This window comes from Ruania albidiflava DSM 18029 (genome assembly GCF_000421225.1).
Taxonomy (GTDB): domain Bacteria; phylum Actinomycetota; class Actinomycetes; order Actinomycetales; family Beutenbergiaceae; genus Ruania; species Ruania albidiflava.
In genome coordinates, this window is record NZ_ATWL01000002.1 from 244,756 (window position 1) to 261,693 (window position 16,938).

15 protein-coding genes are annotated in these 16,938 nt (G+C 71.1%); 10 read left to right on the forward strand and 5 right to left on the reverse strand.

Features of this window, described 5'->3' with window-relative positions; translation table 11 throughout:
* The first annotated feature begins 30 nt into the window (after positions 1-30).
* The 10 genes from K338_RS20265 to galE all read left to right on the forward strand — a co-directional run bounded on the left by K338_RS20265 (position 31) and on the right by galE (position 12,838).
* Positions 31-1,302 (forward strand): acyl-CoA dehydrogenase family protein, encoded by a 1,272-nt coding sequence (locus K338_RS20265; RefSeq protein WP_022916800.1) that lies wholly within the window; start codon positions 31-33, stop codon positions 1,300-1,302.
* Positions 1,299-1,787 carry a MaoC family dehydratase gene (locus K338_RS0103535; RefSeq protein WP_022916801.1) on the forward strand — a complete coding sequence of 163 codons (489 nt, stop codon included), beginning with the start codon at positions 1,299-1,301 and terminating at the stop codon, positions 1,785-1,787. Before K338_RS20265 ends, K338_RS0103535 begins: the two co-directional genes overlap by 4 nt.
* A gap of 75 nt (positions 1,788-1,862) precedes the next feature.
* The gene (locus K338_RS0103540; protein WP_022916802.1) at positions 1,863-2,702 is read left to right on the forward strand and encodes an HpcH/HpaI aldolase/citrate lyase family protein; all 840 of its coding nucleotides are present in this window, start codon (positions 1,863-1,865) and stop codon (positions 2,700-2,702) included.
* A 1-nt stretch (position 2,703) separates the two neighbouring features.
* Positions 2,704-3,594, forward strand: coding sequence for an SDR family NAD(P)-dependent oxidoreductase (locus tag K338_RS20270; protein ID WP_051154654.1), 891 nt, complete (start codon positions 2,704-2,706; stop codon positions 3,592-3,594).
* A complete protein-coding gene (locus K338_RS0103550) occupies positions 3,591-4,979 on the forward strand; it encodes a class I adenylate-forming enzyme family protein (RefSeq protein ID WP_022916804.1) in 1,389 nt (462 codons plus the stop codon). Before K338_RS20270 ends, K338_RS0103550 begins: the two co-directional genes overlap by 4 nt.
* 118 nt (positions 4,980-5,097) lie before the next feature.
* Positions 5,098-6,216 (forward strand): PIN domain-containing protein, encoded by a 1,119-nt coding sequence (locus K338_RS0103555; protein ID WP_022916805.1) that lies wholly within the window; start codon positions 5,098-5,100, stop codon positions 6,214-6,216.
* Between the two features lie 251 nt (positions 6,217-6,467).
* Complete coding sequence (gene ileS, locus K338_RS20275) at positions 6,468-9,737, forward strand: isoleucine--tRNA ligase (RefSeq protein ID WP_022916806.1); 3,270 nt, start codon at positions 6,468-6,470, stop codon at positions 9,735-9,737.
* On the forward strand, positions 9,734-11,122 hold the full coding sequence (locus K338_RS0103565; RefSeq protein WP_022916807.1) for a bifunctional folylpolyglutamate synthase/dihydrofolate synthase: 1,389 nt from the start codon (positions 9,734-9,736) through the stop codon (positions 11,120-11,122). The genes ileS and K338_RS0103565 overlap by 4 nt, the downstream gene beginning before the upstream one ends.
* Positions 11,123-11,288: 166 nt before the next feature.
* Positions 11,289-11,807, forward strand: coding sequence for a hypothetical protein (locus K338_RS20280; RefSeq protein ID WP_157612200.1), 519 nt, complete (start codon positions 11,289-11,291; stop codon positions 11,805-11,807).
* 29 nt (positions 11,808-11,836) lie between these two features.
* A complete protein-coding gene (galE, locus tag K338_RS0103575; RefSeq protein WP_022916809.1) occupies positions 11,837-12,838 on the forward strand; it encodes a UDP-glucose 4-epimerase GalE in 1,002 nt (333 codons plus the stop codon).
* Between the two features lie 78 nt (positions 12,839-12,916).
* On the opposite strand, the gene K338_RS0103580 is transcribed toward galE, so the two are convergent.
* The 5 genes from K338_RS0103580 to K338_RS0103600 form a co-directional block, all read right to left on the reverse strand.
* On the reverse strand, positions 12,917-13,432 hold the full coding sequence (locus K338_RS0103580; RefSeq protein ID WP_022916810.1) for a mycothiol transferase: 516 nt from the start codon (positions 13,430-13,432) through the stop codon (positions 12,917-12,919).
* A 135-nt stretch (positions 13,433-13,567) separates the two neighbouring features.
* Positions 13,568-14,530, reverse strand: coding sequence for an ABC transporter substrate-binding protein (locus K338_RS0103585; protein ID WP_022916811.1), 963 nt, complete (start codon positions 14,528-14,530; stop codon positions 13,568-13,570).
* On the reverse strand, positions 14,527-15,300 hold the full coding sequence (locus tag K338_RS20285) for an ABC transporter permease (RefSeq protein ID WP_022916812.1): 774 nt from the start codon (positions 15,298-15,300) through the stop codon (positions 14,527-14,529). Before K338_RS20285 ends, K338_RS0103585 begins: the two co-directional genes overlap by 4 nt.
* Positions 15,297-16,010 carry an ABC transporter permease gene (locus tag K338_RS0103595; protein ID WP_022916813.1) on the reverse strand — a complete coding sequence of 238 codons (714 nt, stop codon included), beginning with the start codon at positions 16,008-16,010 and terminating at the stop codon, positions 15,297-15,299. Before K338_RS0103595 ends, K338_RS20285 begins: the two co-directional genes overlap by 4 nt.
* Positions 16,007-16,834: an ABC transporter ATP-binding protein gene (locus tag K338_RS0103600; RefSeq protein WP_022916814.1), complete on the reverse strand. Its 828-nt coding sequence runs from the start codon at positions 16,832-16,834 to the stop codon at positions 16,007-16,009. The genes K338_RS0103595 and K338_RS0103600 overlap by 4 nt, the downstream gene beginning before the upstream one ends.
* Positions 16,835-16,938: the final 104 nt, after the last annotated feature.

Below are 16,938 nucleotides of genomic sequence, written 5' to 3' on the forward strand. Positions count from 1 at the left end.
CGATCCACAAGATCAGACAGGGAAGTCACCATGCCTTATGGGTTCACTGCCGAACACCTCGCGCTCATCGAGAAGGTGCGCACCTTCGCCGACGAGGTCGTGCGGCCCGCCGCCTACGACTACGACCGCAAGCGTGAGCTGCCGATGCAGATCGTCGCCCAGCTGGGCGAGCTCGGGCTGTTCGGTCTGCCGCTGCCCACAGAGTACGGCGGGGCCGGGAAGGACTACACCAGCTTCTTCCTCGCCGTGGAGCAGATCTCCCGGGTGGACCAGTCCCTCGGGGTCACCTTGGAGGCCGGGGTCGGCCTGGGTGCCGTGCCCATCCTGCGGTTCGGCACCGAGGAGCAGCGCCGCACCTGGCTGCCGGACCTGGCCGCCGGACGGGCACTGGGCGCCTTCGGGCTCACCGAGGCCGGCTCCGGCTCCGACGCCGGCGGCACCGCCACCACCGCCGAGCTGGTCGACGGGCACTGGGTGATCAACGGCAGCAAGCAGTTCATCACCAACTCCGGCACCCCGATCACCTCGGTCATCACCATCACCGCCGTCACCGGGCAGACCACCCGCCCCGACGGGACCACCGCACCGGAGCTGTCCGCGATCCTGGTCCCCGCCGGCACCCCGGGCCTGCAGGTCGGCCCTGCCTACGACAAGATCGGCTGGCACACCTCCGACACCCACCCGCTGACCCTCACCGACGTGCGCGTACCGGAGGCGAACCTGCTCGGCGAGCGCGGCCGCGGCTACGCCAACTTCCTCACCGCTCTGGACGAGGGCCGGGTCGCCTTCGCCGCACTGTGCACCGGTGCCGCGCAGGGCTGCCTGGAGGAGGCGCTCGGCCACGCCAAGGAGCGGGAGGTGTTCGGCCGCCCGCTGGAGGCCAACCAGCACGTGGCGTTCACCCTGGCGCAGATGGCCACCCGGGTGCACACCGCCCGGCTCGCCTGGGTGGAGGCCGCCCGGTTGCTGCAGGCCGGCCAGCGGTTCAAGCAGCAGGCATCGATGGCCAAGCTGGTCTGCTCCCAGGCGGCAGCAGCCAACGCGCGGGACGCCTCGCAGATCTTCGGCGGCTACGGGTTCCTCGCCGAGAACGTCGCCGCCCGGCACTACCGGGACGCCAAGGTGCTCGAGGTGGGGGAGGGCACCACGGAGGTGCAGCTCGGGGTGATCGCCCGCGAGCTCGGCCTGTGCGGCACCGGCTTCGGTCCCACACCCCCGGCAGCCTCCGTCCCGGACCACTGTGGGGCCGCTCCCGCTGTGGGTGAGCGCACCGAGCCGGCCCCGCTGCGGGCGGTGCGATGAGCACCCCCGAGCCGCCCCGGGAGATCCGCCAGCGCGGCCTGTACTACGAAGAGCTGGAGACCGGCGTGGTCTACCGGCACGCACCCGGGCGCACCCTCACCGAGAGCGACAACGTGTTCTTCTCCGCGCTGAGCATGAACCCGCAGTCGCTGCACCTGGACGCGGCCTGGTCGGCCACCCAGCCGTTCGGCAAGCCGCTGGTGAACTCCCTGTTCACCCTGGCCACCCTGGTGGGCCTGTCCGTGGGGCAGCTGACGCAGGGCACCACAGTGGCCAACCTCGGCTTCGAGAAGGTCACCTTCCCGGCACCGCTGTTCCACGGCGACACGCTGTACGCCTCGAGCACAGTGCAGGCCAAGCGGCCCTCGGCCAGCCGCCCCGGTGAGGGAGTGGTGACCTTCGAGCACACCGGGCGCAACCAGCATGACGAAGTGGTCGTCACAGCGGTACGCTCGGCGCTCATCCTGTTCACCCCACCGGGGTGAGATGCTGGAGGGCCGTCGGGACCGATGGGCCGATGGCGCCCCGTCCGGGCGCCGCATCGATACGAGAAGGGCACTATGCGTAGTACGTCGTTCACCCTGGGACCCGCACTGCTGTTCTGCCCGGGTGACCGGCCAGACCGGTACAGCAAGGCTGCCGAGCGGTCCGACGGTGTGATCCTCGACCTCGAGGACGCCGTCGCCTCCAAGGTGAGCGCCCGGCAAGCGCTGGTGGCCCACCCGCTGGACCCGGACCACACCGTGGTGCGGGTCAGCGCGGTGGACTCCGGGGAGCTCGAGGAGGACCTGTCCGCAGTGCGCGAGGCCGGGTACCACACGGTGATGCTGGCGAAGATGAGCACACCTGAGGATGTGCAGCACCTGGACGACCTGCAGGTGGTGGCCCTGTGCGAGACCGCCCGCGGCGTGCTCGCCGCCCCGGAGATCGCCGCCGAGCCGTCGGTCGTGGGGCTGATGTGGGGGGCGGAGGACCTGATGGTCTCCCTCGGCGGCACCTCCAGCCGGTTCTCCATCAGCACCGGCGGGGTGGCCGCCCCGTACCGGCCGGTGGCCCGGCACGCGCGCTCCCGGGTGCTGCTCGCCGCCCGCGCGTTCGGCAAGGCCGCCATCGACGCCGTGCACGTAGACATCGAGGACATGATCGGGCTGCGCGCCGAGGCCGAGGACGCGGTCGCCTCCGGGTATACCGCCACCGCCTGCATCCACCCGCACCAGGTGCCGGTGGTGCGGGAGGCCTACCAGCCGTCCGCCGAGGCCGTGGCCCGCGCACGCCGGGTGCTCGACGAGGCCGCCGGCGCCGGGGTGCACCGCATCGACGACCGGATGATCGACACCCCGATGCTCACCCAGGCTCGCGCCGTGCTGGACCGAGCGGAACGGCTCGGCACCGGCGACTGACGTGGCGGCCAGCTGGCCCAGGGGCCTGCGGGCGCTGCTCGGCATGGCCGGGCTGGGCCCAGCCCCGGAGGAGGTGCGCCGTCGGGTGGCGGGCCGGCCCGTGGTGATCACCGGTGCCTCCCGGGGCGTCGGTGCTCGCCTCGCGGTGCGGCTCGCCGCAGTCGGTGCGCGGGTGCTGCTGCTCGCCCGGGACGTCGAAGCCCTCGCCGCAGTGGCCCAGCGGTGCGGCCCGCAGGCCCACACCTACCCGGTGGACCTGCGCGATGCCGACGCCACCCGCGCTGTGGGCCAGGCGATGGTCACCGAGCACGGCACCCCCGCAGTGCTGGTGCACAACGCCGGACACTCCATCTGTCGCACCGTGGCCGCCAGCACGGAGAGGTTCCACGACGTGCAGCGGCTCACCGGGGTGAACTTCACCGGCCCCGTCGCCCTCACCCTGCCGCTGCTGTCCGCGATGCGCACCGACGGCGCAGGTCACCTGGTGTGGGTCGGGTCGGCGGGGGTAGGCCTGCCGGGGGCAGGGTTCAGCACCTACCTGGCCACCAAGGCCGCCTTCGAGGCCTGGTTGCGCTGCCTCGGACCGGAGGCCGCCGCCGACGGCATCCGGATCAGCACCGTGCAGCTGCCGCTGGTACGCACGGCGATGAGCGCCCCCACCCGCGCCTACGACCGCCTCCCGGCGATGACCGCCGACGAGGCAGCGGCCCTCCTCTGCCGAGCGATCGTGCACCAGCCCCGGCTGATCAGCCCGTGGTGGGCGCGGACCGGTGCGCTGCTCACCGCCGCGGCACCAGGAACGGCAGAGCGGGTGGCCGCGCTCGTCGACCAGGTCGGGGCCCGCCGGACCGGCGCCGCGCACCCCGCGCCGAACATCCGCGAGACAGGATGATCCGGTCCGCCCACGCGCACCGGCCGCTGTGGCACCTGCTGCCCGAAGCGGCCACGCTGCTCGCCGCCGCGCGGCCACGACCAGGCGACCTACGCGCAGTGCGCCACCTGCTCACCCGGCCGGGGGCCGGCGGCCGGCTGAGCCTGGCCGGTGTCGGGCTCTGGGCCGCTCACCGTGCCAGGGAGCAGACCGTGCTCGTCGACTCCGAAGGGGTGGTCACCGGCACCGAGCTGATCCGCCTGGTTGCCGCCCGGGCCGAGCAGCTGCGCGGCGCCGGGGCGGTGCTGCTGCACGACCAGGACGACCGCCGGCTGGTGACCACACTGGTGGCCGCCGGGGTGGCGGGCGTGGACGTGGTGCTCCTCGGTGCCCGGGCCGGTGCCGAGGAGGTGACGGCAGCCGAGGCCCGGGTGCAGCAGCTGGCAGCCACCCGGGGCGCCGGGCGGGCGCCGGCGGTGGTGCTGCACAGCTCCGGCACCACCGGTCACCCCCACCCGCGCACCCAACGGGCGGTGCGCCTGGGCCAGCTGCCCACAGTGGTCTCGCTGGCCGCAGCGCTGGGCGCCCGGCGTGCGGAGCCGATGCTGGTCGCGGCGCCGGTCGCGCACGGGCACGGCCTGTCGGCGCTGGCTGCTGCGTTCGCGCTCGGCGCCCCGGTGCTGCTCGGCGCAGCCGCACGCCCCGACCGTGGCCTGGACCTGATGGTCGAGCACCGGGTGCGCACCTGGGTGGGGTTGCCCACCCAGCTCGCCGACCTGCTGCACGCCGCCGGAGAGGAGGCAGACCGGATGGCAGCGCTGCGCCGGTTGCGGCGCGTCGTCACCGGTTCGGCGCCGGTGCCCACCGAGGTGGTGACGCAGGTCCACCAGCGAGTGGGGGAGGTGCTGGTCAGCTACTACGGCACCACCGAGGCCGGCACCGCCACGATCGCCCGGCCCGCCGACCTGGCTGCCGCCCCCGCCACAGCCGGTCGCCCGGCCACCGGGGTGCGCGTGCAGGTACGCGACCAGGCCGGTCGCCTGGCACCCGTGGGCCAGGTGGGGCAGGTGGTGCTCCGCTCCCGCTGGCGGGCACCGGGGGAGCCGGAGTGGGTGCACACCAAGGACCGGGGCCGTCTGGATGACAGCGGCCGGCTGCTGCTCGCCGGCCGCAGCGACGACGCTGTCCTCGTCGGTGGGCACGTGGTGCACCTGGCGGCGGTGACCAGCTGGCTGCGCAACCATCCCGAGGTGCAGCAGGTGCAGGTGCGCGCCGTCCCGCACGAACGGCTGGGCAGCGCGCTCGAGGCCCGGGTGCGCAGCACCGGCTCTCTGGCGGCCCTGCACGCCCAGGCCCGTGCCGCCCTCGGGGACGCCGCCGCACCCCGGCTGCTGCTGCCCTGGTGACCGCCGCACCCCGGCGAGCACCGCGCCGGACCACGGGCCTGCCCGGGCGAGCTCCGCCGTCGACGACCGCCAGCGGCCCCCGCCGCTGGCACCCGAGCCGACCCCTAGAGTGGCAGGTATGGACTCCGAAGAGCGTATGGCCGTGTTCCTCGACTACGAGAACCTCGCGCTGGGCGCGCGCGAGCACCTCGGCGGGATGACCTTCGACTTCGGACCGATCGCCGATGCGCTCGCCGTGCGCGGACGGGTGGTGGTGCGCCGGGCCTACGCCGACTGGTCCTACTTCGACGAGGACCGCCGCTCGCTCACCCGGCACCAGGTCGAGCTGATCGAGATGCCGCAACGGATGGGAGCCTCCCGGAAGAACGCTGCCGACATCAAGATGGTGGTGGACGCCATCGAGATGGCCTTCGAGCGCGACTACATCACCACGTTCGTGATGTGCACCGGGGACAGCGACTTCTCCCCGCTGGTGCACAAGCTGCGTGAGCTCAACCGCCGGGTGATCGGCGTCGGGGTGGAGAAGTCCACCTCGCGGCTGCTGCCCCCCGCCTGTGACGAGTTCCTGTTCTACGACCGGCTCGAAGGGGTGGAGGGACCGGACGAGACCGAACCGGCCCCACGCCGTCGACGCGGCCCACGCCAGCCCGGCGCCGAGGGCACGAGCCCGAGCGCTGCGGTCGGACCTGTGCCGCCGGTCCAGCCCGCACCGGCACCAGCACCCTCCCCCGCAGCAGGATCACCGGAGGACGAGGACTCCGACGGTCCCAGCCAGCCGCTGGAGGTGCTGGTCGCCCAGACCCTCGCCGGGTTGCAGACCTCTACCAGCGGCGCGATCACCGCCTCGGTGCTCAAGCGCGCCCTGCTGCGCAAGGACCCCACGTTCAGCGAGTCCGACCACGGATTCCGCAGCTTCTCCGAGGTACTACGCCACCTGGCCGAACGCGGCATCGTGGAGCTGGCCGCCGGACCGGCAGCCGGCGATCCCGAGGTGTCCCTGCCGGAGCGGGGCGAGACCAAGGACGCGTTCGCGCTGCTGCGCACCGTCGTCGGCTCCTCGGGCGGACCGGCACCGCTGTCCGGGCTGAAGAACGTGCTGCGCAAGGAACGGCCAGACTTCAGCGAGAAGGCGCTCGGGTACCGCAGCTTCCTGCAGTTCGTTAAGGGCGCCGAGGCCGCCGGGGTGGTGCAGCTGCGCTGGGCCGAGGATGCCGAGGACTACCTGCTGACCACCTAAGGTGGGCGGGCCCCGGGCAGATCAGGTTGCCGCCCTCCGCTAGACTGGCCGAACAAGGCGTCGACCCGGCCATCACCGGTGAGCCTCCGGAAGAACAGCCCGCACGGGCTCAGTAGAACCGGACGGGTAGGCCCGTCACAGCCGTCGATGAAGTGGCCGACCTCCCGGGTGGGCAATCGAGGTGGTACCGCGGGACGCGCCTACCGGGTGCGGATCGTCCTCGGAGCAGACCGACCTCGAAGGACCCGCGGATGAGCAGCGAGCGCCACTACCCCCGGCACACCGACGCTGACGGGGTGAACCCCTCCCCGACGTTCCCCACCGTCGAGACCGACGTGCTGGCCTACTGGCAGGCCGACGGCACGTTCCAGGCCTCGATCGACGCCCGCCCGGCCGGCAAGAACGGGGAGAACGAGTTCGTCTTCTACGACGGCCCACCGTTCGCCAACGGGCTGCCGCACTACGGGCACCTGCTCACCGGGTACGTCAAGGACGTCGTGCCCCGGTTCCAGACCATGATCGGCAAGCGGGTCGAGCGTCGGTTCGGCTGGGACACCCACGGCCTGCCCGCCGAGCTGGAGGCCGAACGGCTGCTCGGCATCACCGACAAGACCCAGATCGAAGAGATGGGCATCGAGGCGTTCAACGCCGAGTGCCGCGAGTCCGTGCTCCGGTACACCAAGGAGTGGGAGGAGTACGTCACCCGGCAGGCCCGCTGGGTCGACTTCGAGAACGACTACAAGACCCTCGATGCCACCTACATGGAGTCGGTGCTCTGGGCGTTCAAACAGCTCTACGACAAGGGTCTGGCCTACGAGGGGTACCGGGTGCTGCCCTACTGCTGGCGCGACCAGACCCCGCTGTCCAACCACGAGCTGCGGATGGACGACGACGTCTACCAGATGCGCCAGGACCCGGCGGTGACCGTGGGGCTGCGGCTGGCCACGGGCGAGCTCGCCCTGGTCTGGACCACCACGCCCTGGACGTTGCCCTCGAACCTGGCGGTCGTCGTCGGTGAGGACATCGACTACGTGGTGGTGAGCTCGAATGCCACCGGCCGGACCGAACGGTACGTGCTCGCCGAGGCACGGCTGGCCGCCTACGCCCGCGAGCTGCAGGACGAGGACGTCGAGGACATCACCGACCAGGTGGTCGAACGTCTCAAGGGCGCCGACCTGGTCGGACGGTCCTACACGCCGCCGTTCGCCTACTACCTGGGGCACGAGAACGCCTTCCGGGTGGTGGCCGCCGACTTCGTCACCACTGGCGACGGCACCGGGCTGGTGCACACCGCCGGCGCCTTCGGTGAGGACGACAAGGTAGTCACCGACCGGGAGAACATCGAGGCCGTCATGCCGGTGGGCCCGGACGGGAAGTTCACCCCGCCGGTCACCGACTACGCCGGTCAGCTCGTGTTCGACGCGAACGCCCCGATCATCGCCGACCTGAAGGCCGCCACCCGCGGTGAGACTGCGGGATCGGTGACACCCGGGACCGTGCTGCTGCGGCACGAGACCTACGACCACTCCTACCCGCACTGCTGGCGATGCAAGAACCCGCTGATCTACAAGGGCGTCTCCTCCTGGTTCATCTCCGTGAGCCAGTTCCGGGACCGGATGGTGGAGCTGAACGAGCAGATCACCTGGGTGCCCGAGCACATCAAGCACGGCCAGTTCGGCAAGTGGCTAGAAGGCGCCCGGGACTGGTCGATCTCCCGCAACCGGTACTGGGGCACCCCGATCCCGGTGTGGGTCAGCGACGACCCGGCCTACCCGCGCGTGGACGTCTACGGCTCGATCGCCGAGCTGGAGGAGGCGTTCGGGCAGCAGGTCACCGACCTGCACCGCCCGTTCATCGACAACCTCACCCGGCCGAACCCGGACGACCCCACGGGTCGATCCACGATGCGGCGCATCCCCGACGTGCTGGACGTGTGGTTCGACTCCGGGGCGATGCCGTTCGCACAGGTGCACTACCCGTTCGAGAACGCCGACTGGTTCGAGAACCACTACCCCGGTGACTTCATCGTGGAGTACATCGGGCAGACTCGCGGCTGGTTCTACACGCTGCACGTGCTGGCCACCGCCCTGTTCGACCGGCCCGCGTTCCGCACCTGCGTCTCGCACGGCATCGTGCTCGGCAACGACGGCCGCAAGGCGAGCAAGTCGCTGCGCAACTACCCCGACCCGGCGGAGATGTACGACCGGCACGGGTCCGACGCGGTGCGCCTGGCGCTGATGGGCTCACCGGTGCTGCGCGGCGGCAACCTGGTGGTCGCCGAGGAGTCGATCCGCGACCAGGTGCGCCAGGTGCTGCTGCCCCTGTGGAACACCTGGTACTTCTTCTCCCTGTATGCCAACACCTGCAACGGTGGCGCCGGGATCGACGCCCGCGCGCCGCGCCCGGAGGAGGTGCCCGACCTGGCGGTCATGGACCGCTACCTGCTCGCACGCACCCGCAGCCTCGTCGAGACTGTGCGCACCGACCTGGAGGGCTATGAGATCGCCGGTGCGGTCGCCCGGGTGCGCGAGCACCTCGACCTGCTCACCAACTGGTACGTGCGCACCTCCCGGAACCGGTTCTGGGAGGAGGACCCCGGCGCCTACCGCACCCTGTACGCGGCGCTGGAGGTGCTGCTGCGGGTGGTGGCTCCGCTCGCGCCGATGGTCACCGAGGAGATCTGGCGCGGGCTGACCGGCGGACGCAGCGTGCACCTGACCGATTGGCCGGTACCCGGCGACGTGGCGGATGTCACCGCTGCCGCCCTGGTGGCCGACGAGCAGCTGGTTGCGGCGATGGACGCAGTCCGCGAAGTCGTCTCCACCACGCTCGGACTGCGCAAGGCGAACCAGCTGCGGGTACGCCAGCCGCTGCGCCGGGTGCGCGTGGCCACGGATGAGCCGGAAGCGCTGGCCCCGTTCACCGACCTGATCGCCGAGGAGGTGAACGTCAAGTCGGTGGACCTGCTCGACCTGGCCGACGGGGCTGCTACCGAGTACGGCGTCTACACCAAGCTCACGGTCAACGCCCGCGCCGCCGGTCCCCGGCTGGGCCGGCAGGTGCAACAGGCGATCGCCGCCTCCCGCTCCGGCGCCTGGGAGCAGCTCGCCGACGGCACGGTGGTCGCCGACGGGATCACTCTGCAGGAAGGGGAGTTCACCCTCAGCACGGAGATCGAGGACCGGTTCGGCGACACCATCGCCGCCGGCGTGCTCGACGGTGGCGGGTTCGCCGTGCTCGACCTGGAGCTGGACGACGAGCTGCTCGGCGACGGCTACGCTCGGGACGTGGTGCGCCAGGTGCAGGACGCGCGCAAGACCGCCGGGCTGCACGTCGCCGACCGGATCACCCTCTCCCTCGGGGTGCCGGGGAACTGGGCGCAGGCCGTGCTCGACCGGTCCGACTTCATCGCCGCCGAGACGCTGGCCACCTCGGTACGGGTCGACCCGCTGCCGGCCACCAACGACCCGGACCACGCCGTGGGCGTGAACCTGGCCAAGGACGAGAGCTGGACACCGTGACCGGGAACAACACCGAACCGGGCGCGGCAGCCGTCGAGGCGGAGGCTGCGGCGATCTACGCCGACATCGTCGCCCGCGCGCCCGAGCACAAGATCTCCCCGACGATCGACCGGGTGACCGAGCTGGTGGACCTGCTCGGTTCCCCACAGCACGCCTACCGTGCGATCCACCTCACCGGCACGAACGGGAAGACCTCCACCGCCCGGATGGTGGAGCGGCTGCTGCGGGAGGTGGGGCTGCGCACCGGCCGGTACACCTCCCCGCACCTGCACTCGGTGCGCGAACGGATCTCGATCGACGGCCAACCGATCAGCGCGCAGACGTTCGTGGACACCTGGCGGGACATCGCACCGTACGTGCAGATGGTCGACGCGAACCTGCTCGAACGTGGACACAGCCGGCTGAACTTCTTCGAGGTGCTCACCGGTATGGCCTACGCGGCGTTCGCCGACGCACCGATCGAGGTGGCAGTGGTGGAGGTGGGTCTCGGCGGGCAGTGGGACTCCACCAACGTCATCGACGGCGAGGTGGCGGTGTTCACCCCGATCGCCCGGGACCACCAGCGCTGGCTCGGGCACAGCCTGGAGGAGATCGCCACCATCAAGTCCGGCATCATCAAGAAGCTGGACCCACCGGCGGTCGTGGTCTCGGCCGACCAGCCAGAGGAGGTGGCGTTCGTGCTCGCCCAGCGGGCGGTGGCCCAGGGAGCCCGCGTGGTGGCGCAGGGATATGACGCCGAGGTGGCTGATCGGGCCGTGGCTGTGGGCGGACAGCTGGTGAACCTGCGCACCCCCGCCGGGCTGTACACCGACATCTTCCTGCCGCTGCACGGGGCACACCAGGCGCAGAACGCGTTGCTCGCACTCATCGCAGTGGAGCAGTTCCTCGGCGGCGGCGCGCTGGACGGGGCCGTGGTGGAGGCCGCGTTCGCGGACGTCACCTCCCCGGCACGGTTGGAGCTGGTGCGGTCCAGCCCGACGGTGCTGGTCGATGCGGCGCACAACCCGGCCGGTGCCCAAGTGCTGGTGGACGCAGTGGAGGAGGCGTTCGCGTTCAGCCGCCTGGTCGGGGTGGTCGGAGTGATGGCGGACAAGGACGCCGACGGCATCCTGTCCGTGCTGGAGCCGCTGCTGGACGAAGTGGTGATCACCCAGTCCACGTCGATGCGGTCGATGGACCCCGACGAGCTCGCCGAGATCGCCCGGGACGTCTTCGACGAGGACGTGGTGCACGTGCAGGCCAACCTGGCCGAGGCGATCGCCCTGGCTGCAGACCTGGCCGAGCAGGGGGACCGCGACCAGATCGCCACCGGCACCGGGGTGCTGGTCGCCGGTTCGGTCATCCTCGCCGCCGACGCCCGGGCCGTGTTCGGCAAGAGGGACTGACGCCGGAGTCCTTGCGCGGTCTCCCTGTCGGTGGCCCGGTCGCACGGTCGGGCGCACCGACGACTCCGGGCTGTCCACAGCCCCCTCGGAGCTGCTGAGCGGGCTGGGTCGCTGCTGTAGTGGAATGGTGCGTCTCGATGGGCCAGACTGGGAGGAGGTGAACGCGATGGCGATGGAGATGTGGGTCTCGCTCGGCGGCCTCCTGGTCGCGGTGCTAGCGCTCCACGCCTCGCTGAGCAGGCCGATCAGGCGACTCGACGCGGCCATCGGCGAGCTGCGCCGTGAGCTGACGGGTGACCTGGGGGCGTTGCGCAGTGAGCTGACGGGGGACCTGGGGGCGTTGCGCAGTGAGCTGACGGGTGACCTGGGGGCGTTGCGCAGTGAGCTGACGGGCGGCCTGGGGGCGTTGCGCAGTGAGCTGAAGGCGGACATCGCGGGGTTGGACGAGCGGTTGAGCAGCGTCGAAGAGCGTCTGACCGGCGTAGACGCGCGCGTGATCCGGCTCGATGAGCGAGTCGCGCGCCTGGACGACCGGGTGGTGGGGGCGGATACCCGGGTCGCACGTCTCGATGACCGCGTCGCAGGCCTGGACGACCGGGTGTACGCGCTGGCGGTCGGCCTCCGGCCGCAGCTGCACCAGCGCGAGGGATCGGAGCCCGGCGGGGCGGCGGGGTCCGCCGGCTGACCGGATCCAGGCCTCAGTAGGCTGAGCCTATGAAGGTTCTCGTCACCGGCGGTGCCGGCTACATCGGTTCGATCACCGCCACCGCTCTGCAGCAGGCCGGTCACACGCCGGTGCTGCTGGACTCACTGGTCAACGGGGAGCAGGCGTTCACCGAGGGCCGGATCTTCTACCAGGGTGATATCGCCGACCGGCCGCTGCTGCGCCGCATCGTCGCCGAGCACCCGGAGATCGAAGCGTGCGTGCACATGGCGGCGCTGACGATCGTCCCGGACTCGATCGCTCGGCCGTACGCGTACTACCAGAACAACGTGGCCAAGTCGCTGGAGCTCTTCGACGAGATCACCCGGCTCGGCTGCACCCGGCTGCTGTTCTCCTCTTCGGCGGCGGTGTACGGTCCGGCACCGGACTTCGAGGTGTACGAGGACCATCTGCTGGCCCCGTCCTCACCGTACGGTCGCACCAAGCTGATGATCGAGCAGATGCTCGCCGACCTGGCCGCGAGCACCGACCTGCGAGCTGTGGTGCTGCGCTACTTCAACCCGATCGGCTCCGACCCGCAGCTGCGCAGCGGGGTGTACGCCGGCATCCCCAGCCACGTGCTCGGCCAGCTGGTGCGGACCGTGCTGGGCGAGCAGGACACCTTCACCCTCACCGGCACCGACCTGCCCACCCGGGACGGCACCGGGCTGCGGGACTACGTACACGTGTGGGACCTCGCCCGGGCGCACGTGCGCGCCCTGGAACGCTTCGACGCGGCGCTCGAAGCAGCCGACAGCGAGCACCTGGTACTGAACGTGGGCACCGGCCAGGGGGTGACGGTCCGGGAGCTGCACGCCGCCGTCGAACGGGTGAGCGGGGTGAGCGTCCCGGTGGTGACGGCACCTCCCAGGCCGGGGGACGCCGTCGGCGCGTTCGCGAACGTGGACCGGGCAGCCGAGCTGCTCGGCTGGCGCGCCGAGCTCAGCCTGGAGGACGGCATCGCCTCCTCGCTCGCCTGGGCACGGCAGCGCAACCAGGTCCTCAAGCGCTAGCCCCCCGGTCGCGAACGCCCTGCTTCGCGGCTCCCACCCGGCGTGTCGCCGCAAAGCGGGGCGTTCGCGAGGTGTGGGTCAGCCTTGCCGGGCCAGCACACCGGCCACGTAGGCCACCTGGCCGGTGTGCTGATGGTCCTCACCGAGAACGCTCATCAACCGCACCGCCAGGGTCACCGGCGGATCCCAGGAGTCGTCCACCACCCGGTCCAGGTCCGCCTCAGTGACCGTGGTCAGGTACTGCTCGGTCGCAGCCAGCGTGGCCCGGTGGTAGCCGAGCAGGTCCTGGGCGCTGATCCCACGCACCTGGCCCACCTGGTCGCTGTTGTGCCCGAAGCCGGTGTCATCGGAGGCGAACGGCAGGGCGAACCGGTCGGCCCAGCCGCCACTGGTCCACACCTGCTCCGTGCCGGCCACGTCGGCCACATGGTCGTCCTGCACCCGGGTCAGGTGCCAGACCAGCCAGGCGATGGAGTTCGCCTCCGGGTCGATGCGGGCTTCCAGCTCCACGGCTCCCAGGCCGTCGAGCGTGCCGGTGAGCACCTGCTCCACACGAGAGAACCCGTCGGTGAGCAGTTCGGTTGCCGCAGTCATGGTGCTCCTCTCAGTGCGGTCACCATCGTTTCGTGCGAGGCACGATTTGGTGCGCTGAGGTGCGCTCTTCCCACCTCGGTGTCCCCATGGTGCCTCAGTCGGCTGTGCAGGCCGTAGGTGCGGGCTCGTCGGCGGTCACAACAGTCCTTCCTCGGTGAGCCAGTCGCTGGCGATCGTGGCCGAGTCCTGCTGGTCGTTGACGCTGGCAGCGTTCATCTGGATCAGCGCCTCTGTGGTCAGCGCAGCACTGACCGGATCAAGCACCTCCGCCAGCTCCTCGCTCAGGTCGGCGGAGACCAGCGGTACCACGTTCTGCGCCAGGATCATGTTCTCCGGATCCTCCAGGGTGACGAAGTCACCCGTGGCCAGGTCCGGGTCCGCGGTGTAGATGTCACCCATGGTGATCGTGCCGTCCCGGATCGCATCCTTGGTGAGTGGTCCTCCACTGTCACCGATCGCAGTGAACTCCACGTCGACCCCGTAGAACTCCTGCAGCCCCGGTGGGCCGTACGGGCGGGACTCCAGCTCGGCGTTGCCACCGATGGTGATGGTGCCGTCATAGTCGGCGAGGTCGGCGAGGCTGGTGATGCCGTTGGACTCGGAGAACTCAGCGGTCACGTTGTAGGAGTCGGCGTCCTCGGCCTCGGCGTAGTCCAGCACGGCCAAGTCGTCCGGCAAAGCGTCCGGGAGTGCGGCCGCGACGTCCTCGGGGCTACGCGCCTCGGTGTCGGGTGTGTAGAACTGCAGCAGGTTGCCGGTGTACTCCGGGAGGACCTGGACCTCTCCGCCCTCCATCGCCTGCAGGTAGGCGTCCCGCTGCCCGATCTGGAACTGCCGCTCCACGGTGTAGCCGGCGTCCTCGAGCACCTGGGCATAGGCCTCGGCGATGATCTCGTTGGAGTAGTAGGCCTGGGAACCCACCACGATGGCTGCACCGTCGCCGGAACCGCCGTCGGTGCCGGAACCGCCGTCGGTGCTGGAAGCATCCGGATCGGCGAGGGGGTCCCCCGACCCACATGCCGCCACCAGTGCGAGGGCGGCGCCGGTCACAAGGGCGCCGGGCACGGTGCGGCGCCAGGAGCGTTGGTGTGTGGTCATGAGGATCCTTCCGTTGCAGCAGCGGGAGAGCGCGAGGTCTGGTCCTGGGCGGTCCCAGCGGCAGTCTCTGCGGGGCCAGGGCCGCCGAGGTCGCCGGGGCGCACCGGGGTACGGCGGGCGCGAGTGATCAACCAGGTCGCCAGCGCGAACACACCGTCCAGGACGAGCGCGAGCACCACGATCACCAAGGCACCGCCGAGCATCTGCTCGTACGCGCGGATCGCGATGCCGCGGATGATGTAGATGCCCAGCCCACCCAGGCCCACGTAGGCGGCCAGCACGGCCGTGGCCACGATCTGCAAGGTGGCGCTGCGCAGCCCACCGAGCAGCAGGCCCAGGCCGATCGGTGCCTCCACCCGCAGCAGGATCTGCCACTCGGTCATGCCCATCGCCCGGGCGGCGTCCACCACGTCGGGGTCCACCGACTCGACCCCGGCGTAGGCGCCGGCCAGCACGGCCGGTACGCCGAGCACCACGAACACCACAGTGGCAGCCAGCACTGCGTCACCGACGCCGACCAGCAGGGTGAGGATGGTCAGCAGGCCCAGCGAGGGCAGCGCCCGGGCGGCGCCGGAGCACGCCACCGCCACCTGCTTGCCACGGCCGGTGTGCCCGATCCAGTAGCCGATCGGGATCGCGATGACGGCGGAGATCACCACAGCGATCGCGGTGTACAGCAGGTGCTCACCCAGCCGGACGAGCACAGCGTCGGCGCCCACCTGCTGCTCCGGTGCGAACAGCCAGGCGAACGCCTCTCGGAACAGGTTCATTCGGCCACCTCCGCTGCCGTAGCACCCCGGGCCGAGGTGCGCGAGGAGCGCCACGGCAACCAGCGCCGTCGCCGGGGCGGGCGCCGGGCCCAGGGCATCAGCAGGCGGCCGGCCAGGGCGATCACCAGGTCGAGCACGAGCGCGATCACCACGGTCATCACGATCCCGGTGGCGATCTCGGCGAGGATGCCTCGCTGCAGCCCGTCGGTGAACAGCAGCCCCAGAGAGTCGATCCCCACCAGGATGCCCACGGTCACCAGGCTCACCGTGCTCACCGCCACCACCCGTAGACCGGCGAGCAGCGCTGGCCCGGCCAGCGGTAGGTCGACCGCCCAGAACCGCCGCCACGAGGAGTAGCCGATCGCCACTGCGGAGCGGCGCACCACCGGATCGACCGCCGCGAACGCGTCCGCGGCGAACCGGGTCATCAGCGCTACTGCGTAGATGCTCAGCGCGATCACCAGGTTCGCATCGGCCAGCACGCTGATCCCGATCACCGGCGGCAGCAGCACGAACAGCGCCAGCGAGGGGATCGTGTACAGCAGTCCGATCACGCTCAGCAACCCGCCGCGCAACCACCGGTACCGCCATGCCACCAGCCCCAGCGGTACGGCGATCACGAAACCGATGACGATCGGTTGCACGCTGAGCCACAGGTGCAGGACGCTGAGGTTCCACACCTGGGCGATGTTGGCCCCGACCCAGGTCACTGCCTGGGTACCCCCTCTGCGAGCACTCCGGCTGGCCGGCCGCGCCCATCTACCACCACCTGGGTGCCGTTGTGGTCCTCCACCCGCAGCGCGCGCTGGCCTCGTTCGGCACCGATGAAGGTAGCGACGAAGTCGTCGGCCGGGTCGGCGAGGATCTCCGCCGGGGTGCCCTGCTGGGCGATCACCCCGCCGGGCTTGAGAATGACGACCTGGTCGCCAAGGATGAACGCCTCCTCGATGTCGTGGGTGACGAACAGCACCGTCTTGTCCAGCGTGGACTGCAGCCGCAGCAGCTCGTTCTGCAAGTCGGTGCGCACGATCGGGTCGACCGCGCCGAACGGCTCGTCCATCAGCAGGATGTTCGGGTCCACCGCCAGCGCCCGTGCCACCCCGACCCGCTGTTGCTGCCCGCCGGAGAGCTGACCCGGGTAGCGTCGCGCCAGCGCACGGTCCAGCCCCACCGTGTCCATCAGCTCCAGCCCGCGTTCCTCCGCAGACCGGCGGCGCACGCCGTTCAGCCGTAGCACGGTGACGATGTTGTCCAGCACCCGCCGGTGCGGCAGCAGCCCGCCGCCCTGCAGCACGTACCCGATCCGCCGGCGCAACGTGACCGGGTTCAGCGTGGCCACGTCCTCGTCGTCGATGCGCACCTGCCCGCTGCTGGGCTCGACCATCCGGTTGACCATCCGTAGCAGGGTGGTCTTGCCGGAACCGGAGGAGCCGACCAGCACGGTGGTGCGCCGGGAGGGCACGGTCAGAGTGATCTCCCGCACGGCCTCCGTGCCGTCCGGGAATCGCTTGGCGACGCGATCGAACTCGATCACGAAGGCGTAGCTCCGGTGTGGTGCGGCCCACGGAGGCGATCACGCAACATTCCTCGAGCCTAACGTGACCGGGTGACATCGGCGCGAGCGCAGCCGCCCGTCCG